The following is a 19,293-nucleotide window of genomic DNA, read 5'->3' on the forward strand; positions in this document are numbered from 1 at the left end:
AAGCGCGGGCACGTCGTGGCTTTGGCTGAGGGGAGCCGCAGGCTTTTTAGGGGCGCGGGGAACTGCGCGACCAGCCACGACGCACCCGCAGCCGCGACACGCAGTGTCACCCCCCACCCCCTGGCGGGGGGCCTGGGGGCGCAGCCCCCAGTTTCGGGAAGGGGCGGGGCGGGGGAAAAGAACCCTTCCCCCGCCCACCGGTACCAGGCCCGCCAAGGTGTGGACCAAAGAGAGAGGTTGACCCGACGTGCAGGACGAACTCATCGCACGGGCCAAGGCGTGGCTGGCCGAGGATCCCGACGCGGAGACCCGTGAGGAACTCGCCAAGCTCATCGCCGCCGAGGACACCGTGGAGATCGCCGCGCGTTTCAGCGGCACCCTCCAGTTCGGCACCGCGGGTCTGAGAGGCGAACTCGGCGCCGGTCCCATGCGGATGAACCGCGCGGTGGTCATCCGCGCCGCCGCGGGCCTCGCCGCGTACCTCAAGGGCGAGGGCCAGGAGAACGGCCTCGTCGTCATCGGCTACGACGCTCGCCACAAGTCGGAGGACTTCGCCCGCGACACCGCCGCGGTGATGACGGGCGCGGGTCTGAGGGCGGCCGTACTCCCCCGCCCCCTCCCCACCCCCGTCCTCGCCTTCGCCATAAGGCACCTCGGCGCGGTCGCGGGCGTGGAGGTGACCGCCAGCCACAACCCGCCCCGCGACAATGGCTACAAGGTCTACCTCGGCGAGGGCTCCCAGATCGTGCCCCCGGCGGACGCCGGGATCGCCGCGGAGATCGAAGCGATCGCCGGCCTGAGTGACGTACCGCGTCCGGCCGAGGGGTGGGAGACCCTCGCCGACGACGGCGACGGCAGCGTCCTGAGCGCCTATCTCGCCCGTACGGACGCCGTACTCGCCGCGGGCTCCCCCCGCACCGCCCGCACCGTCTACACGGCGATGCACGGCGTCGGCAAGGACACCCTCCTCGCCGCCTTCGCCCGTGCGGGCTTCCCGGAACCCGTCCTCGTCGCCGAACAGGCGGACCCGGACCCGGACTTCCCGACCGTCGCCTTCCCGAACCCGGAGGAACCGGGCGCGATGGACCTGGCCTTCACGAAGGCCCGCGAGACGAACCCGGATCTGATCATCGCGAACGATCCGGACGCCGACCGCTGCGCCGCGGCCGTCAAGGACGGCGGCGACTGGCGCATGCTGCGCGGCGACGAGGTCGGCGCCCTCCTCGCCGCCCATCTCGTGAAGCGCGGCGCTCGCGGCACGTTCGCGGAGTCGATCGTCTCGTCCTCTCTCCTCGGCCGTATCGCGGAGAAGGCGCAACTCCCGTACGAGGAGACCCTGACGGGCTTCAAGTGGATCGCCCGGGTGGACGGCCTGCGTTACGGGTACGAGGAGGCCCTTGGCTACTGCGTGGACCCCGAGGGCGTACGGGACAAGGACGGCATCACGGCGGCCCTGCTGATCACAGAGCTCGCCTCAGAGCTCAAGGAGCAGGGCAGAACCCTCCTCGACCTGCTCGACGACCTCGCCGTCGAACACGGTCTGCACGCCACCGACCAGCTCTCCGTCCGCGTGGACGATCTCTCCCTGATCGCGAACGCCATGCGCCGCCTCCGCGAGCAGCCGCCCACCCACCTCGCCGGCCTGGCGATCACCAAGTCCGAGGACCTGACGAAGGGCACGGACAAGTTGCCGCCCACGGACGGCCTGCGCTACACGCTCGACGGCGCCCGCGTCATCGTCCGCCCCAGCGGCACGGAGCCGAAGCTGAAGTGCTACCTGGAGGTCGTGATCCCGGTCGCCTCGCACACCGAACTACCCAAGGCTCGTGAGAAGGCGACTGCCCTCCTGGCGGCCATCAAGCGGGACCTCTCCACGGCGGCGGGCCTCTGAGCGGCATGCGACAGGGCGCGCTCTGGTACCCGAAGCCGAGCGCACCCTGAGCAGCGCGCCCCCTCACCTCAGCGCCATCACCGCAACCACCCACCCCAGCGCCAGCACCACGGTCAGCGGCCACAGCGGGCGCCCCCGTTCGGGCGCCGTGCTCTCGCCCGTCGGCCGCAGTGCGGGATCCGTGCGCATCGCGCTGAGCTCGGCGGCCAGTGCGTCGTACGGGTGGACCAGGCCGCGGGTGCGCTCCAGCCAGCCCCAGTGGGGGGCGGCGACAGCCCAGTTGTCGCCCCGCCAGCGCAGCTTCAGCTCGAAGCGTCGGCGGCGTACGGAGCGGAGGTCCTCCCAGGGGACGTGCTGGGGTCCGCGCAGGCCGGTGACCCACAGGCCCGTACGGTCGGCGGTGATGCGCCAGGCCAGCTTCACGGGGACGCGGACCGCGCCGTAGACGCCTAGTACGACGACCAGAGCCAGCTTCCACACGGCGGTGCCGGATTCGGTGGACCAAGGCCAGCAGAGCCAGACGCCCCAGGCCACCAGCACCGCGGCCGCCAGCCAGTCGAGCCACCCGGCATGCCAGCGGCGCACCGCGACGGGCGACTGGGTTCCGGCCAACTCCCTGGCCTGCTCCTCCAGTTGGCGACTCTGTGCCTCCCGCACCTTCTCCCGCTCTATACGCCGCCGCCCCGCGCTCAGCGACAACGGGCGTACGGGTCCCGTCGACCACTCGATCAGCGGAGGCTGGGCCGGGTCCACGTCAGCGCTGAGGACGAGGACCTCGGCGCCGTCGAAGGGCACGCCGTAGAGGACGGCTTCGCGGACCGGGCCCGGGGTGTCGGCGTCCACGACCTCCAGGAGCCGCTCGAGCTCCTCCTCGTCGTCCTCGGTCTGCGTCCCCTCGGCTTCCGCATCATCGTCGTCATCGTCGTCCTCGTCATCGTCGAACGAGGTCAGGTCGACGGTGAACAGGGGGCGGCTGGCCCGGACGTCGTCCGCCGCGTACACCTCCGTGCTGCCTTCCACGTCGTCGCGCACCAGGACGCGCAGTACCGGTGCGGGCTCCCGGCGCAGTCCGACGGCCCGGTGCCGACCGAACCAGGCCGAGGCCAGGGCTGTCGCACCGAGGCCGGCCACGAAGAAGGCGGCGGCCCAGGCGCCCCGTCGGTCGGCGGCCGAGCCCCAGAGGCCCGAGGTTGCACCGGTCAGCACGCCGAGGGCGAGGACCACGAGGCCGAGGTTGCGCAGGAAGCTGCCGCGCCGCACCGGTTCCTCCGCGTCCGGCAGCCACGCCGTGATGCCTTCGGATGCCTCCAGCGCCCGCTCGTACTGCGCGCTCCGGGCTCGCAGGCGTACGGCGACGACCGCCCAGGCGGCCCCGACGACGAGCACGAAGAGTGCGGTCACCCCCCACGGCTGCGAGGGTGCCTGGAACGCGAGCGCGAGGAGCAGCGCGGGCGCCCCGGCCCAGACGAGCTCGGGCCGGGCGAGCACCCACAGGACGTACACCGCGAAGGCCGCCGCGAGGAACGGCCACATCCCGCCGAGCAGCACGGCCCAGCCGCCCGCGCACAGCGCGAAGGTGGTCGCTCCGGCCGCGACCGACCTGCGGACGCGCAGGAACGTCCAGCGCGGCGGCAGCGCCGCCGACCAGACCCCGGCCTGCCCGGTCGTCCAGTCCCGGCAGCCGTCCGGTATCGCCGTGGCGGGCAGCCGCAGAGGCTCGTCGTACGACACATCTACTCCCTCGGTGCGTGGCTACGCCGGTGACGCCTGAACCGGTGGTGACGGGACACCCGGACGGCGAAGGCAGCCACCACCCTCTCGTACGGGCGAAATCGCCCATCTCCTCAAGATCCCGGGTATGTGGGCCGCCTCCTCGGCGCCTGACCGGGTGTGCGGACCACCTCGGCCCCCTGAGCGCGCGGCCTCGGCAGATCGGGATCGCAGACCGACACGCGAGGTCACCGTAGACCCATCGGCCCCGGTCGGCCCGTGGCCCGACTGGTCACCCCATCGCGAGCAGAATGGCCAGCAGCACCGCACCGGCCAGCGCCGGCGCCACGATCTCATAGGCCCACCGCACCGACGGCTCGCCCTGCGCCCGCTTGTCCGGCCCACGCGCCGCCACCAGCTCACGCAGTTCGTCCATGATCTGGTCGGCCTGGGCTCGCACGGGCCCGGTCGGCTCCGGCATCCGCGACGGACGGGCGGCGCCGACCTCCTTGTCAGCGCGGGCCTGCTGCCGCGCCGCCTTCTTGCGGGCGCGCAGCGAGACGGGTATCGCCCACAGCTGGTACCTGGTGCCGGACTTGTCGAGCACCTCGTTCGAGTAGCCGGAGCGCAGGGTCTCGACCGTGCCCCAGGGGAGCACGATCACGCGGAAGGGGTTACGGATGCGCAGCCGCTCCTCGTTCGCGAACACGGCCGGGCGCAGGGTGAAGGCGACGACCAGCGGGACGAAGAAGATGAGCCCGGCGAGCGCCAGCCACGGCGTCCGGCCCTCGCCCACGATCAGCGCGTCGATACCGAGCCAGCCCGCGATGGCGAGCAGCAGCACACCGCCCGCGATACTTGCGGGCGACCGGTAGATCCGGTCCTTGTACTCCGGACTCGAGGGCCTCGACGCTTCCGGCGAGCCCGGGGAATCAGGAGCGCTCTGGGAATCCGGGGTACCAGGAGAACCCGAAGTGCCCGGAGTCTCCGGGGAGTCCGAAGATCCCGAGGAGTCCGGTGGCGGTGGCTGATGGTCCGGGTTCGTCATGCTCCCGATTCTGCCCGACGCCTCTGACAACGCTCATCCGCGGTCACCGAGCTCGCGACGAGCGTCGGCCCGAGCTTTCGACGAGCGTCGGAAAGCCCCAGGGGTTGTACAGCCGCTACGCGCGTAGATATGCTCCCCTCGTGACCATGCCCACCACAGCACCAGCCGCACACGCACTCGGCGACGTAACCGCGTCCGACAGCACACTGCGCCGCTTCCTCCACGGGCTGCCCGGCGTCGACACGGTCGGCCTGGAGGCGCGCGCCGCCTCGCTCGGCACCCGTTCCATCAAGACCACGGCGAAGGCGTACGCCATCGACCTCGCCATCTCGATGGTCGACCTGACGACGCTGGAAGGCGCGGACACCCCCGGCAAGGTCCGGGCACTCGGCGCCAAGGCCGTCCACCCCGACCCCACGGACCGTACGACCCCCACGGCGGCAGCCGTCTGCGTCTACCCCGACATGGTGGCCACCGCCAAGGAAGCCGTCGCCGGCTCCGGCGTGAAGGTCGCCTCCGTCGCGACCGCCTTCCCCGCAGGCCGCGCCGCGCTCGACGTCAAGCTGGCCGACGTACGCGACGCCGTCGCGGCCGGGGCGGACGAGGTCGACATGGTCATCGACCGCGGCGCTTTCCTCGCGGGGAACTACATGAAGGTGTACGACGAGATCGTCGCCGTGAAGGAGACCTGCGGGACGAGCGCCCGCCTGAAGGTCATCTTCGAGACCGGCGAGCTGTCGACGTACGACAACATCCGGCGCGCCAGCTGGCTCGGCATGCTGGCCGGTGCCGACTTCATCAAGACCTCGACGGGCAAGGTGGCGGTGAACGCGACGCCCGCGAACACCCTGCTCATGCTGGAGGCCGTGCGCGACTTCCGGGCGCAGACCGGGGTACAGGTCGGGGTGAAGCCCGCGGGCGGCATCCGCACCAGCAAGGACGCGATCAAGTTCCTGGTCCTGGTGAACGAGACGGCGGGTGAGGACTGGCTGGACAACCACTGGTTCCGCTTCGGCGCCTCCTCGCTCCTGAACGATCTGCTGATGCAGCGCCAGAAGCTGGCCACCGGCCGTTACTCCGGCCCCGACTACGTGACGGTGGATTGATCATCATGGCTTCCGTATTCGAATACGCGCCGGCCCCCGAGTCCCGGTCCGTCGTCGACATCGCGCCTTCGTACGGCCTGTTCATCGACGGTGAGTTCACCGAGGCGGCGGACGGCAAGGTCTTCAAGTCGATCTCACCCTCCACCGAAGAGGTCCTCTCCGAGGTCGCCCAGGCGGGCGCCGAGGACGTCGACCGTGCGGTGAAGGCCGCCCGTAAGGCCTTCGAGAAGTGGTCCGCGCTGCCGGGATCCGAGCGCGCCAAGTACCTCTTCCGTATCGCCCGCATCATCCAGGAGCGCAGCCGCGAACTGGCCGTCCTGGAGACGCTGGACAACGGAAAGCCCATCAAGGAGACACGCGACACCGACCTCCCCCTGGTCGCCGCGCACTTCTTCTACTACGCGGGCTGGGCGGACAAGCTCGACCACGCCGGCTTCGGTGCGAACCCACGCCCCCTGGGCGTCGCGGGCCAGGTCATCCCCTGGAACTTCCCCCTCCTCATGCTGGCGTGGAAGATCGCCCCGGCCCTCGCGACCGGCAACACGGTCGTCCTGAAGCCCGCCGAGACGACCCCCCTCTCGGCGCTGTTCTTCGCGGACATCTGCCGCCAGGCGGGCCTGCCCAAGGGCGTCGTCAACATCCTTCCGGGATACGGCGACGCGGGCGCCGCCTTGGTCGCGCACGAGGACGTGAACAAGGTCGCCTTCACCGGCTCGACAGCCGTCGGCAAGGAGATCGCGCGGACCATCGCGGGCACGCGCAAGAAGCTCACCCTCGAACTCGGCGGCAAGGGCGCCAACATCGTCTTCGACGACGCACCCATCGACCAGGCCGTCGAGGGCATCGTCACGGGCATCTTCTTCAACCAGGGCCAGGTCTGCTGCGCGGGCTCCCGTCTCCTGGTCCAGGAGTCGATCCAGGACGAGCTGCTGGAGTCGCTGAAGCGCCGCCTGTCGACCCTGCGCCTGGGCGACCCGCTCGACAAGAACACCGACATCGGCGCGATCAACTCCGCCGAACAGCTGGCCCGTATCACCGCACTCACCGAGCAGGGCGAGGCGGAGGGCGCCGAGCGCTGGTCCCCAGCCTGTGAACTGCCGTCCTCCGGCTACTGGTTCGCCCCGACGCTCTTCACGAACGTCACCCAGGCGCACACCATCGCCCGCGACGAGATCTTCGGCCCGGTGCTGTCCGTACTGTCCTTCCGCACGCCGGACGAGGCGGTCGCCAAGGCCAACAACAGCCAGTACGGCCTCTCGGCGGGCATCTGGACGGAGAAGGGCTCCCGGATCCTGGCCGTCGCGAACAAGCTCCGCGCGGGCGTCGTCTGGTCCAACACGTTCAACAAGTTCGACCCGACCTCGCCGTTCGGCGGCTACAAGGAGTCGGGCTTCGGCCGCGAGGGCGGTCGTCACGGCCTGGAGGCGTACCTCGATGTCTGATCGGCTCAACGTGCTGAAGACCTACAAGCTGTACGTGGGCGGAAAGTTCCCGCGTTCCGAGAGCGGCCGGGTGTACGAGGTGACCACAGCAACATCAGCCGCTGGCGCGGCGGGGAAGGGCAAGTGGCTGGCGAACGCGCCCCTCGCCTCCCGCAAGGACGCCCGTGACGCGGTGGTCGCCGCGCGCAAGGCGTTCGGTCCCTGGTCCGGCGCGACGGCGTACAACCGCGGCCAGATCCTCTACCGCGTCGCCGAGATGCTGGAGGGCCGCAAGGAACAGTTCGTACGCGAGGTCGCGGAAGCGGAGGGCCTGTCGAAGTCCAAGGCCGCCGTCCAGGTCGACGCGGCGATCGACCGCTGGGTCTGGTACGCGGGCTGGACCGACAAGATCGCCCAGGTGGTGGGCGGCGGCAACCCGGTGGCGGGCCCGTTCTTCAACCTGTCGACGCCGGAGCCGACGGGCGTCGTGGTCGTACTCGCGCCGCAGGAGTCGTCGTTCCTGGGCCTGGTCTCGGTGGTCGCCCCGGTGATCGCGACCGGCAACACGGCGATCGTGGTGACGTCCGAGAAGTCCCCCCTCCCGGCCCTCTCCCTCGGCGAGGTCCTGGCCACCTCCGACCTCCCCGGCGGCGTGGTCAACGTTCTCTCCGGCCGTACGGCGGAAATCGCGACGCCCCTCGCGGCCCACCAGGACGTCAACGCGATCGATCTGGCCGGCGCGGATGACGTACTGGCGAAGGAACTGGAGATCGCGGCGGCGGACAACCTCAAGCGGGTCCTGCGTCCACAGCCTGTGGATTACGCGGAGACGCCCGGCATCGAGCGTATGACGGCGTTCCTCGAGACGAAGACGGTCTGGCACCCGACGGGTTCGCTGGGCGCGTCCGGCTCCTCGTACTAGCCGTACTGGGCCCGCGGGCGCGTCACGAACCGCACAAGCCGGCAGCCCTGGCCCTCCTCCGTCCAGGAGGGCCAGGGCTGCGATGTGATGCGTGCTCCAAAGGCGACCCGCAGGGTCGGCAAGGAGCCCTCGATGCCGCACACTGGTGCCTCGTGAGTTCCCATCCCCAGATACCCACCCGGGTCGTGCTGCTGTGCGGCCCCTCCGGCTCCGGCAAGTCCCTTCTCGCGGCCCGTTCCGGTCTCCCGGTGCTGCGGCTCGACGACTTCTACAAGGAGGGCGACGACCCGACGCTGCCGCAGGTGGCGGGCAGTTCGGACATCGACTGGGACCATCCGCTGTCCTGGGACGCGGACACCGCCGTCGCGGCGATCGTCGAGCTGTGCCGTACGGGGCACACGAAGGTTCCCGTGTACGACATCTCCCTCAGCGCCCGTACCGGCGAGGAGACCGTCGGCATCGGGCGGACCCCGCTGTTCATCGCGGAAGGCATCTTCGCCGCCGAGATCGTCGGGCGCTGCCAGGAACTCGGGGTGCTGGCGGACGCGCTGTGTCTGAGCCGCGGGCCGGTGCGGACATTCCGCCGCCGCTTTCTGCGGGACCTCAAGGAGGGCCGCAAGTCCGTCCCGTTCCTGCTCCGCCGCGGCTGGCGCCTGATGCGCGCCGAACGCTCCATCGTGTCCCGCCAGACGTCCCTGGGCGCCCACGCCTGCGACAAGGACGAGGCACTGGGCAGGCTGGCGGCGGCCGCTGCGGGACGGTGTGTGAAGGCGCGTACGGCGGCGTAGTCACGTACGCCCGCTTCAATCACGTACGCACAAAAAAGCGGGACTGGATGGACCCCCCGGCCCTCCAGCCCCGCTTCTCGTTACCCCCGTGGTCCCCCGTTGACCCCGTTGATCCCCCCTGCAGTGCTCCCCCGTTACCTGTCCGCCGCCTCCCCCCAGAGTGACGAACAGCCCCCGTGCTTCCCCCGTACTTACCTTCCCCCGTACTTTCTTTCCCCCGTTGCCCCCGGGCGGGCCTGTCAGGCGACAAGCTCCCCGAAGGACTCCTCCTCGTCACGGCCGAAGCTGAGGACCTCGTCCTCGCGCAGCCGGCGGAGCGACCGCCAGATGCTGGACTTCACCGTGCCGACACTGATGTCGAGGATCTCCGCGATCTCCGGGTCCGTGCGGCCCTCGTAGTAACGAAGGACCAGCATGGTGCGCTGGAGTTCGGGGAGCCGGGCGAGCGCCTGCCACAGGACGGCGCGCAGTTCGGTGCCACGCATCGCGTCCGTGTCGCCGGCCGTCTCCGGCAGCTCCTCGGTCGGGTATTCGTTCAGCTTGCGGCGGCGCCACGCGCTGATGTGCAGATTGGTCATGGTGCGGCGGAGGTAGCCCCCGACCGCGGCCTTGTCGCTGATCCGGTCCCACGCCTTGTACGTCGAGAAGAGGGCGCTCTGGAGCAGGTCCTCGGCCTCGAAGCGGTCGCCGGTCAGGTGGTAGGCGGTTGCGTACAGGGAGGCGCGGCGCTCCTGGACGTAGGCGGTGAACTCCGCCTCCGACACCGAACGACGCTCCCCCGAGCCCTCCCCGTACGTGGATCCCCCGTTGCCCCCCACCAGATGTGCGTCAACCACCGTCATGTACGACCCGGTGTGCTGACGCCCGGTACCGCGAGCGCACCCCCGCCCGCTCACGGCACCGGACTTCTCCGTGTTGCGCGTGACGTCGTGAAGACGCGTGACAACTGCGACCGCGCTAGTGCTGGTGCTGTGCAGCGTGTTCATCTCGCGCCCCCCGTCGTGGAGTTCCGGTTTCTCGGCACTGCTCTGTGGTGCTGTTCTGCGGTGCTTCCTTGCCTGTGCCGAGAAGCTTGCCTACGCGACTTCATGACGGTGTCAGCCGACTGTCACAGGCGTGCAACAGGGGCGGGGCCCAGGCGCGGCACAGGTTGATCACAGAGAAGCGTCGTACGGCTACTCATCCGGTATCTCGGACGCTCACTCCTATGGGCGAGATGTGTGGGAGCGCTCCAGGAGTCGATACGGCGCCGTGTCATGGGACAGAATGACGTCCGTGCCTTCCCTGTTGCTGATCGAGGACGATGACGCCATCCGTACGGCCCTGGAGCTGTCGCTGACGCGCCAGGGGCACCGTGTGGCCACCGCTGCCACCGGAGAGGACGGTCTGAAACTGCTGCGCGAGCAGCGGCCGGACCTGATCGTGCTGGATGTGATGCTGCCCGGCATCGACGGGTTCGAGGTGTGCCGGCGCATCCGGCGCACGGACCAGCTGCCGATCATCCTGCTCACCGCCCGCAGTGACGACATCGACGTGGTGGTCGGGCTGGAGTCGGGAGCCGACGACTATGTCGTCAAGCCGGTGCAGGGGCGGGTGCTGGACGCCCGTATCCGGGCCGTGCTGCGGCGTGGCGAGCGGGAGGCCAACGACTCGGCGACGTTCGGCAGTCTGGTGATCGACCGCGCGGCGATGACGGTCACCAAGAACGGCGAGGATCTCCAACTGACGCCCACCGAGCTGCGGTTGCTCCTGGAGCTCAGCCGCCGACCCGGACAGGCTCTGTCCCGCCAGCAGTTGCTGCGGCTGGTGTGGGAGCACGACTACCTCGGTGACTCGCGGCTCGTCGACGCCTGTGTGCAGCGGCTGCGCGCGAAGGTGGAGGACGTGCCGTCCTCGCCGACGCTGATCCGTACCGTGCGCGGCGTGGGATACCGGCTGGACAGTCCTCAGTGACCCCATCGCAGGACAAGCTCCGCGGCTGGGCCGCGGCGCGCAGGACGATACTGGCGGGGCTGCGCTTCACGAGCCTGCGACTACGTCTGGTCGTCGTGTTCGGGCTCGTCGCGCTCACCGCGGCGGTGTCGGCGTCGGGAATCGCGTACTGGCTCAACCGCGAGGCCGTGCTGACCCGTACTCAGGACGCGGTGCTGCGCGACTTCCAGCAGGAGATGCAGAACCGCGCGAGCGCGCTGGCGGTGCATCCGACGCAGGACGATCTGGAGGCCGCCGCACGCCAGATGGCCAACAGCCCGCAGGGGTTCAGTGTGCTGCTGATCGCCGAGGACGAGGCGGGGCAGACCGTTGTCGGCAACTCCGACCTGGACGACTTCTCCCTGGACGATGTGCCCAAGTCCCTTCAGAAGGCGGTGAACAGGGAGCAGGAGCTCACCTCGGGCAACAAGCACCCGTACCACCTGTACTGGCAGCGGATCCTCGACGGCGACCATCCGTATCTGGTGGGCGGCGCGAAGGTGATCGGGGGCGGGCCGACCGGTTACATGCTCAAGTCCCTGGAGCCGGAGGCCGAGGACCTCGACTCCCTTGCCTGGTCGCTGGGTATCGCGACCGGGCTCGCGCTGATCGGTTCGGCGCTGCTCGCGCAGGCCGCCGCGACGACCGTGCTCAGGCCGGTGCACCGACTCGGCACGGCGGCCCGGCGGCTCGGCGAGGGCAAGCTGGACACCCGGCTGCGGGTGTCGGGCACGGACGAACTCGCGGATCTGTCACGGACGTTCAACCGTGCCGCGGAGGCTCTGGAGAAGCGGGTCGCGGACATGAGTGCGCGCGATGAGGCCTCCCGCCGCTTCGTGGCGGACATGTCGCACGAACTACGGACGCCGCTGACCGCGATCACCGCCGTGACCGAGGTCCTGGAGGAGGAACTCGACGCGGAGACCGGCAGCGTGGACCCGATGATCGAGCCCGCCGTACGCCTCGTCGTCAGCGAGACGCGGCGCCTGAACGACCTCGTGGAGAACCTCATGGAGGTCACCCGCTTCGACGCGGGCACGGCCCGGCTCGTCCTGGACGACGTCGACATAGCCGACCAGATCACCGCCTGTATCGACGCGCGCGCCTGGCTGGACGCGGTGGAGCTGGACGCCGAGCGCGGCATCACCGCGCGTCTCGACCCGCGCCGCCTGGACGTGATCCTGGCGAACCTGATCGGCAACGCCCTCAAGCACGGCGGCTCCCCGGTGCGCGTGTCCGTGCGCGAGGAGGGGGACGACGTGCTCATCGAGGTGCAGGATCACGGCCCCGGCATCCCCGAGGAGGTCCTCCCGCACGTCTTCGACCGCTTCTACAAGGCGAGCGCCTCCCGCCCGCGCTCGGAGGGCAGCGGCCTGGGCCTGTCCATCGCCCTGGAGAACGCGCACATCCACGGTGGCGAGCTCACCGCCGCCAACTCCCCCGATTCGGGCGCCGTGTTCACTCTGAGGCTGCCGCAGGACGCCTCGGTCCTGATGGAAGAGGAGGACCGGCAGGAGCGGTCGGGCCGCGGAAACCGGAAGAACGGCAAGTCCCGTGAGGGCAACGGCTCCGAGGGGGAGGGGCGATGACCGTACGCGGCTCAGGGGGCGTACGTAGCTCAGGGGGCGTACGCCGGGTGCGTACCGCCCTGCTCGCTGTGCCGTTGCTCGCCGTGGCGCTCGCCGGATGCGGGATCCGGCCGACTGAGGTGCCTACCGAGTTCGGGCCCGCGCCCTCCCGGTTGTCCTGTACGGCGAGTGGACCGGGTCTCGCTACGCAGTCCTCGGGCGGGATCCTCGTCCAGGTCTTCATGCTGTGCTCCTCGCAACTGGTGCGGGTCGACCGAATCGTGCGCGTCACCGACGGCAACACGGAGATGGACCGCGTACAGGCCGCGCAGGCGCTCCTCGACCAGCTCGCCGCGGAACCGACGGACGCCGAGCGGCAGGCGGGCTACACGACGGACGTCCAGGACGGCATGACGGTCGGCGAGCCGCGCCCCGAGGACCCGGACGGCGCGCTCCGGCTCAGCACCGAGCCCGCCGCCCTCACCTCGTACGCGCTGGCCCAGCTCATCTGCACCTTCAGCGCCTCGGCCGCGGCCTCCGACGGCGGCGCGGTCATCCTCGGCGGCCCTGGCACGGACCCCGTACGCCGCTACGAGTGCACGCCCGAGGTCCTCTCCCGGCCGGGCACCCAGTCCCCGCCGTCGACGGAGATCGGCCGGCCCTGAGGCCTGGGCCTGTGGCAGACGCCTCACCTGTGTGAGGCAAGCCCTTGCGACACACGGAACCGATCCTGCCGAAGGCCGCGTCTTGGGGGGCGTGCGTCAAGGCTCAAACGGCGGCAGCGCCGCGTTCCGCATCCGTGCGGCGGGAGGTGTTCTTCTCGTCGCACATCTCGCGCTCGTCGCCTGGCTCACGCTGCGTCCTCTGGACGTGCCGTGGGTGAGCGCCGCGAACCTGCGTCCGTTCGCGAGCATCAGAGCCGATCTGGCCCTGGGCCCGGAGGCGGCGGCCCGCAACATCGGCAAGGGGCTGTTGCTGCTCGCCCCGCTCGGCGTACTGCTGCCCATGGCCGGCGGCAGGCTGTCCGCCTCCCCACTGCTGTCCCTGCTCCGTACGGTCGCCGCCGGCGCCCTGCTCTCCATGGGCATCGAGCTGCTGCAGACCGGGATCCCCGGCCAGGTCGTGGACGTCGACTCGCTGCTGCTCAACACCGTGGGAGTGGCCCTGGCCCATATGGCGTTCGTCCCCGCCGTGCGCGCCGTACTGCGCCGCCGGACGGAGACGCGGCGCCGGGCCGCCCTCCACCGGGAGGACGCGGCTCAGGGTCGGACCCCGACGATTCCCAGGGTCGGCATCGCCCCGTAGAGCGACGCTTTGTCCCCTTCGTGGTCGTAGCGTGGAAGGCAGATGAGGCAGCCAGAAGGGAGGCCTCGTACGCTCACGAAGGAGCCGTGGATGAACCGCCTTGCCCGCCCCACGAACGACCGGATGATCGGCGGAGTGTGCGCTGCGCTGGCACGGCGCTTCGGTACCTCCGCGACCACGATGCGCGTGATCTTCCTGGTGTCCTGTCTGCTGCCGGGTCCGCAGTTCCTGCTCTACATAGCGCTGTGGATCCTGTTCCCCTCGGAGGGCAAGGCGGCTCGTACGGCCTGGTGATCCACGCACCTCACACGCACGTACGCCGATGGGGCGCCCCCCGAACTCGAGGAGGCGCCCCATCGACGCGTACAGGTACGGACTCAGACCGCGGGAAGCCCGGGGCCCTGGATGGGCAGCTGCCCGGCGGGCAGGCCACCGATCAGGCCGGCAGCGGGCACGCCGCCGGCCAGGTCCGTGACCGCCGCGGTCGGCGCGGCCGGGTTCGCGGGAAGCGCCTCCGCGCCACCGGCGGGCAGCGTCGTGGCGACGTCGCCCCCCGGCACCGCCGAGGTGACGGTGTCCACGGTCCTGGCGGGGTCGGGCACGGCCGGGGCCGCGTTGGCGGCGCCCGCGCCGGCGGCGGCGAAGGCGGCACCGAGAGCGGCGACACCGAGGGTCTTGACAGCAGACTGCTTCATTTTCGACTTCGTCCTTGCGCTGTGACGGATCTCGAGCGGTTCGAAACCGTAGTCACGTGGGAGAACGCCCCGCAAACATCGAAAAGCGGCCGGGGCGACAGTCACCCGGCCGCTTTTCCTACGACCCGATCAACGCTCCTCGACCACGGAACCGCTGGTCGAGGCGGTCTGCTGGAACAGCCACTGGGACTTCAGCTCCGCATAGCCGGGCTTGATCACGTCATTGATCATCGCCAGCCGTTCATCGAAAGGAATGAATGCTGATTTCATCGCATTGACTGTGAACCACTGCATGTCATCGAGCGAATAACCGAAGGCCTCGACAAGATGCTCGAATTCCCGGCTCATGCTGGTGCCCGACATCAACCTGTTGTCCGTGTTCACGGTCGCCCGGAAGTGCAGCCGTCGCAGCAGCCCGATGGGGTGCTCGGCGTACGAGTCGGCGGCACCCGTCTGGAGGTTGGAGCTGGGGCACAGCTCCAGCGGGATGCGCTTGTCGCGCACGTACGAGGCGAGGCGGCCGAGCTTCACGGAGCCGTCGTCGGCGACGTGGATGTCGTCGATGATGCGTACGCCGTGGCCGAGCCGGTCGGCGCCGCACCACTGGAGGGCCTGCCAGATGGAGGGCAGCCCGAAGGCTTCGCCGGCGTGGATCGTGAAGTGATTGTTCTCCCGCTTCAGATACTCGAAGGCGTCCAGGTGACGGGTGGGCGGGTAGCCGGCCTCGGCGCCCGCGATGTCGAAGCCGACGACGCCCACATCGCGGTAGCGGTTGGCGAGTTCGGCGATCTCCAGGGCGCGGGCCGCGTGCCGCATGGCGGTCAGCAGGGCGCCGACGCGGATCCGGTGGCCGCTCTCGCGGGCGCGCCGCTCACCTTCCCGGAAGCCCTCGTTGACGGCTTCGACGACCTCTTCGAGGGTGAGCCCCTTCTCCAGGTGCTGCTCGGGCGCGTACCGCACCTCGGCGTAGACGACGCCGTCCTCGGCGAGGTCCTTGGCGCACTCGGCGGCCACCCGCACCAGCGCCTCACGGGTCTGCATGACGGCGCAGGTGTGCGCGAAGGTCTCCAGATACCGCTCCAGGGAACCGGAGTCGGCGGCCTCGCGGAACCAGATGCCGAGCTTGTCGGGGTCGGCCTCGGGGAGGTTCTCGTAGCCGGTCTCGCGGGCGAGGTCGACGATCGTGCCGGGGCGCAGGCCCCCGTCGAGGTGGTCGTGCAGCAGGACCTTGGGGGCCCGGCGGATCTGGTCCGCACCGGGAGTGTGCTGGTGCTGGGTCGTCATTTCCGAATACTAACGCCTACGCGCGTAGAGCCCCCTTTGGGAAATTCGTCGATACCCAACGGTGACCCTGCGGACGACTGACGTACACCCTTGCTTCTGACAATGTTCTGCCATGGCACAGCAAGCGACGCCGGTTCGCAGGGCCCGGCTGGGGCGGGCGCTCGGCACGGAACCGACGGCGGTGAGCGGCGTGGTGCTGCTGCTGCCGGGCGGCGAGGAGACCTCCGCCCGCAGGCCGTCACCGATGCTGGCGACCGCCTCCGTACGCTCGCTGGGGCGCCGCCTCGCGCGCGCGGGGCATATGGACGGGCTGATCGCGCACGTCGTGCACTACAGGTTTCGCGGCTGGAACGGCAGCGAGGCGCATCTCGCGCACGACGCCGTCTGGGCCGCCGATGAGGTCGTACGCCGCTACGGAGACGTGCCCGTGTGTCTCGCCGGTCTCGACATGGGCGGCCGGGCCGCCCTGCACGCGGCCGGACACACCGCCGTCAACTCCGTGCTGTCGATGTCCCCTTGGCTGCCGGAGGACGATATGGCGGCCGCCGAGGAACCCGTCAAGCAGCTCGGGGGGCGGCAGGTGCTGATCGTGCACGGGACGATGGATGCGCGCAGTGATCCGGAGCTGTCCTTTCGGCTCGCGGCGCGGGCGAAGAAGGCGAACCGGGACATCTGCCGGTTCGAGGTGCACTCCGACGGCCATGGGCTGTCCCAGCATCGGGAGGAAGTTCTCGCGCTCGCCGAGGACTTTGTGATGGGGGCGTTGTTCGAGCGGGGGTTTTCCCGGCCTGTGGCGGACGCGTTCGCGGCTCCGCCTCCCTTGGGGTTGCGGATGCCGCTTGCCTCCGGCTTTGGGAAGTCCCTTCGCCGTTAGGGGCTTGGCCTGGTGGACGAGTGCGGATCCGTCGTGGCTTGTCGCTCCCCCACTCTCGGCTGCGCTCGAGCGGGGGGACCCCCATCGCGGCGGAGCCGCACACTGATACAGCCCCGCGCCCCTGAGGGGCGCGCCCCAGCGGGACAACGCTCAGATAGTCGCCGTCAGTCCGGGAGCAAGTTGCCCCTTCTCGACAGCAGGAACTTCTTGAAGGCTGCCACCGGTGGGGTGTCCGGGTGGCCGTCCAGCCAGGCGACGCCGATCTCGCGGGCCGCTCGTGGGGCGGTGACCGTCAGTTCGACAACTCCTGGGCGCGGTACGGCCGGTGGTGGCAGGAGAGCCACTCCCAGCCCCGCCGCCACCAGGCCTCGTAGTGTTTCGGCCTCCTCGCCCTCGAAGGCGATACGGGGGCGGAAGCCTGCCTCCTTGCAGAGGTCGTCGGTGATGCGGCGGAGGCCGTAGCCGGGTTCGAGGGTGACGAAGGTTTCGTCGGCGGCCTCGGCCAGACGGACGCGCTTGCGGCCGGCGAGGCGGTGGTCGGCGGGGACCACGAGGCGCAGCTTCTGCTCGTCGAGGCGGCGGGCCACGAGGTCGGGGGCGTCCGGCATCGGTGAGGTGAGGCAGAGATCCAGCTCGCCCGAGCGCAGCCGCTCGATCATCGCCTCGCCGTAGTTCTGTACGAGGCTGAAGCGAACCCGTGGATGGTCGGCCCTGAAGGCACGGATGAGACCGGGCACCGTTTCGGAGCCCATGGTGTGCAGAAAGCCGAAGGCGACCTTGCCGGAGGTGGCGTCGGCGTCGGCCCGTACCGCGTCGGCCGCCCGCTCGATCTCGGCGAGCGCCCGCTCCACGGAGGCGAGGAACGTACGCCCGGCGGAGGTGAGCGAAACCGTACGGCCCCGGCGGGCGAACAGGTCGACGCCCAGGTCCTGTTCGAGGCGGACCATGGCGCGGGACAGGGTCGACTGCGGGACCTGCATCTCCTGCGCGGCACGGGTGACGTGCTCGGTGCGGGCGACTCCCGCGAAGTACGCCAGGCGTGGGGCGAGCAGCGCGACAATGTCTTCTGTGTCACTGGATGGTGACAGGTGAGGCTCTGACCTCTGCTGATGCTTCATGGGAACGATTATGGCGATTCCATGCATTGGACGGATGAGAGGCCGTTCTTTAGGTTCGAAGCATGCCTTCCGTCAGTACCCAGGCGTCCACCACCATGGGCGCCGCCTCGACCGTTTCCGTCACATCCGCCGCTTCCACCACCGACTCCCGCATGACTCCGGGCGGGCCCGGCTACCGCCGGATGAGCCTCGCCCTGTTCCTCGCGGGTGTCGCGACCTTCGCGCTGCTCTACTCCACGCAGGCCCTTCTCCCGCTGATCTCCGGCGACTTCGGGGTGACGGCGAGCGCGGCGAGCTGGACGGTGTCGGCGGCGACCGGTGCGCTGGCGCTGTTCGTCCTGCCGATGAGCGCGCTGTCGGAGCGGTTCGGTCGGCGTACGGTCATGACGGCCTCCCTGGGCATCGCGGTGACCGTCGGGCTGCTGGTTCCCTTCGCCCCGTCGGTCGGCACGCTGATCGCGCTGCGGGCGGTGCAGGGTGCGGCGCTGGCCGGGCTGCCGGCCTCGGCGACGGCGTATCTGGCGGAGGAAGTGCGGCCGAAGGCGCTGATCACCGCGATCGGTCTGTTCGTCGCGGGCAACAGCGTCGGCGGGATGAGCGGCCGGGTCATCACCGGCTGGGTCGCGCAGGAGTGGGGCTGGCGGGTCGCCGTCGGCACGATCGGGGTCGTCGCGGTGGCGTGCGCGGTCGCGTTCCGGCTGCTGCTCCCGGCGCCGAAGCACTTCAAGGCGGGGTCGCTGCGGCCTCGGGTGCTGGCCCGCACGGTTCGCGCCCACCTCTCGAATCCGCTGCTGCGGCGGCTGTACGCGATCGGCGCGCTGTTCATGACGGTGTTCGGCGCCGTCTACACGGTGATCGGTTACCGGCTGACCGACGCCCCGTTCTCCCTCCCCCAGGGGATCATCGGCTCGATCTTCCTGGTCTACCTGGTCGGTACGGTCTCGGCGTCGACGGCGGGCAAGCTGGTGGGCCGCCTCGGCCGCCGGGGCTCGCTCTACCTGGCGGGCGGCACGACGACAGCGGGTCTGCTCCTGTCGCTGGCGGACTCGCTGGTGCTGGTGCTGCTCGGCCTGGTCTTGATCACGGCGGGCTTCTTCGCCGGCCACGCGGTCGCCTCGTCGTCCGTGAGCCACACGGCGAAGGAGGGCCGCGCTCAGGCTTCCGCCCTGTACCAGTCCGCGTACTACGTGGGGTCCAGTGCGGGCAGCACGCTCGGTGCGGTCGCGTTCCACGCGGGGGGCTGGGGCGGGACGGTTGCGCTTGGGCTGCTGGCGGTGGTCGGGGTCGTGGGGATCACGGTGCTGGGGTCGCGTGCGGCGCGAGTGCAGGCACGGCGGAGCCTGCTGGCGGCGCACTGACGCCGACGCGCTGACGCGGGCCTTTGAGCGCCGGGGGCTGGCGCCACGGTTCTTCGCCCCCGCCGCCCCTACCCGTCCCATCCCGGGGCCGGCCCCTGGACCCCGCTGGGGACTGCGCCCCCAGACCCCCTTCGGGGCTCCGCCCCGGACCCCGTTTCGGGGGCCAGCCCCCGAACCCCCGCTCCTCAAACGCCGGAGGGGCTGATTTTCCGCGGACCCGGGCTGAATTCCGCA

The 19,293-nt window shown here is 70.4% G+C and carries 18 protein-coding genes; 12 read left to right on the forward strand and 6 right to left on the reverse strand.

Features of this window, described 5'->3' with window-relative positions; all coding sequences use genetic code 11:
- Window positions 1-247: 247 nt before the first annotated feature.
- Entirely contained in the window at window positions 248-1,891 is a 1,644-nt protein-coding gene (locus IEZ21_RS14660) for a phospho-sugar mutase (RefSeq protein ID WP_189322339.1), read from the forward strand.
- Between the two features lie 63 nt (window positions 1,892-1,954).
- Here IEZ21_RS14660 and IEZ21_RS14665 read toward each other — a convergent pair whose 3' ends face one another.
- Together IEZ21_RS14665 and IEZ21_RS14670 are read right to left on the reverse strand one after the other, a co-directional pair.
- Entirely contained in the window at window positions 1,955-3,622 is a 1,668-nt protein-coding gene (locus IEZ21_RS14665) for a hypothetical protein (protein WP_189322340.1), read from the reverse strand.
- Between the two features lie 271 nt (window positions 3,623-3,893).
- A complete protein-coding gene (locus IEZ21_RS14670; protein WP_189322341.1) occupies window positions 3,894-4,649 on the reverse strand; it encodes a PH domain-containing protein in 756 nt (251 codons plus the stop codon).
- A gap of 146 nt (window positions 4,650-4,795) precedes the next feature.
- On the opposite strand from IEZ21_RS14670, the gene deoC reads away from it, so the two are divergent.
- The 4 genes from deoC (at window position 4,796) to IEZ21_RS14690 (ending at window position 8,886) form a co-directional block, all read left to right on the forward strand.
- Window positions 4,796-5,755 carry a deoxyribose-phosphate aldolase gene (gene deoC, locus IEZ21_RS14675; protein WP_189322568.1) on the forward strand — a complete coding sequence of 320 codons (960 nt, stop codon included), beginning with the start codon at window positions 4,796-4,798 and terminating at the stop codon, window positions 5,753-5,755.
- 5 nt (window positions 5,756-5,760) lie between these two features.
- Window positions 5,761-7,197 carry an aldehyde dehydrogenase family protein gene (locus tag IEZ21_RS14680; protein ID WP_189322342.1) on the forward strand — a complete coding sequence of 479 codons (1,437 nt, stop codon included), beginning with the start codon at window positions 5,761-5,763 and terminating at the stop codon, window positions 7,195-7,197.
- Window positions 7,190-8,098: an aldehyde dehydrogenase family protein gene (locus IEZ21_RS14685; RefSeq protein ID WP_189322343.1), complete on the forward strand. Its 909-nt coding sequence runs from the start codon at window positions 7,190-7,192 to the stop codon at window positions 8,096-8,098. Before IEZ21_RS14680 ends, IEZ21_RS14685 begins: the two co-directional genes overlap by 8 nt.
- 152 nt (window positions 8,099-8,250) lie before the next feature.
- Complete coding sequence (locus IEZ21_RS14690; RefSeq protein WP_189322344.1) at window positions 8,251-8,886, forward strand: uridine kinase family protein; 636 nt, start codon at window positions 8,251-8,253, stop codon at window positions 8,884-8,886.
- Between the two features lie 239 nt (window positions 8,887-9,125).
- Here the strand turns inward: IEZ21_RS14690 and IEZ21_RS14695 are convergent, their stop codons facing one another.
- Window positions 9,126-9,872 carry a SigE family RNA polymerase sigma factor gene (locus IEZ21_RS14695; protein ID WP_189322345.1) on the reverse strand — a complete coding sequence of 249 codons (747 nt, stop codon included), beginning with the start codon at window positions 9,870-9,872 and terminating at the stop codon, window positions 9,126-9,128.
- A 289-nt stretch (window positions 9,873-10,161) separates the two neighbouring features.
- On the opposite strand from IEZ21_RS14695, the gene afsQ1 reads away from it, so the two are divergent.
- From afsQ1 to IEZ21_RS14720, 5 genes are all read left to right on the forward strand, one after another.
- The gene (afsQ1, locus tag IEZ21_RS14700; RefSeq protein ID WP_128380879.1) at window positions 10,162-10,839 is read left to right on the forward strand and encodes a two-component system response regulator AfsQ1; all 678 of its coding nucleotides are present in this window, start codon (window positions 10,162-10,164) and stop codon (window positions 10,837-10,839) included.
- A complete protein-coding gene (locus IEZ21_RS14705) occupies window positions 10,836-12,446 on the forward strand; it encodes an ATP-binding protein (protein ID WP_189322346.1) in 1,611 nt (536 codons plus the stop codon). The genes afsQ1 and IEZ21_RS14705 overlap by 4 nt, the downstream gene beginning before the upstream one ends.
- Window positions 12,443-13,090: a hypothetical protein gene (locus tag IEZ21_RS14710; RefSeq protein ID WP_246567732.1), complete on the forward strand. Its 648-nt coding sequence runs from the start codon at window positions 12,443-12,445 to the stop codon at window positions 13,088-13,090. Before IEZ21_RS14705 ends, IEZ21_RS14710 begins: the two co-directional genes overlap by 4 nt.
- A 91-nt stretch (window positions 13,091-13,181) precedes the next feature.
- The gene (locus tag IEZ21_RS14715) at window positions 13,182-13,730 is read left to right on the forward strand and encodes a VanZ family protein (protein ID WP_033325256.1); all 549 of its coding nucleotides are present in this window, start codon (window positions 13,182-13,184) and stop codon (window positions 13,728-13,730) included.
- 90 nt (window positions 13,731-13,820) lie between these two features.
- Complete coding sequence (locus IEZ21_RS14720; protein ID WP_033325258.1) at window positions 13,821-14,024, forward strand: PspC domain-containing protein; 204 nt, start codon at window positions 13,821-13,823, stop codon at window positions 14,022-14,024.
- Between the two features lie 83 nt (window positions 14,025-14,107).
- On the opposite strand, the gene IEZ21_RS14725 is transcribed toward IEZ21_RS14720, so the two are convergent.
- On the reverse strand, window positions 14,108-14,425 hold the full coding sequence (locus tag IEZ21_RS14725) for an ATP-binding protein (RefSeq protein ID WP_189322347.1): 318 nt from the start codon (window positions 14,423-14,425) through the stop codon (window positions 14,108-14,110).
- A 129-nt stretch (window positions 14,426-14,554) separates the two neighbouring features.
- Window positions 14,555-15,709, reverse strand: a complete 1,155-nt coding sequence (locus tag IEZ21_RS14730; RefSeq protein ID WP_189322348.1) for an adenosine deaminase — start codon at window positions 15,707-15,709, stop codon at window positions 14,555-14,557.
- 112 nt (window positions 15,710-15,821) lie between these two features.
- On the opposite strand from IEZ21_RS14730, the gene IEZ21_RS14735 reads away from it, so the two are divergent.
- On the forward strand, window positions 15,822-16,583 hold the full coding sequence (locus tag IEZ21_RS14735) for an alpha/beta hydrolase (RefSeq protein WP_189322349.1): 762 nt from the start codon (window positions 15,822-15,824) through the stop codon (window positions 16,581-16,583).
- Window positions 16,584-16,747: 164 nt separating this feature from the next.
- On the opposite strand, the gene IEZ21_RS14740 is transcribed toward IEZ21_RS14735, so the two are convergent.
- A complete protein-coding gene (locus IEZ21_RS14740) occupies window positions 16,748-17,701 on the reverse strand; it encodes a LysR family transcriptional regulator (protein ID WP_189322350.1) in 954 nt (317 codons plus the stop codon).
- A gap of 62 nt (window positions 17,702-17,763) precedes the next feature.
- Here IEZ21_RS14740 and IEZ21_RS14745 point away from each other — a divergent pair, with 62 nt between their 5' ends.
- Window positions 17,764-19,059, forward strand: a complete 1,296-nt coding sequence (locus IEZ21_RS14745) for an MFS transporter (RefSeq protein WP_189322351.1) — start codon at window positions 17,764-17,766, stop codon at window positions 19,057-19,059.
- Window positions 19,060-19,293 lie beyond the last annotated feature (234 nt).

It is taken from the genome of Streptomyces flaveus, assembly GCF_014647675.1.
GTDB lineage: Bacteria > Actinomycetota > Actinomycetes > Streptomycetales > Streptomycetaceae > Streptomyces > Streptomyces flaveus.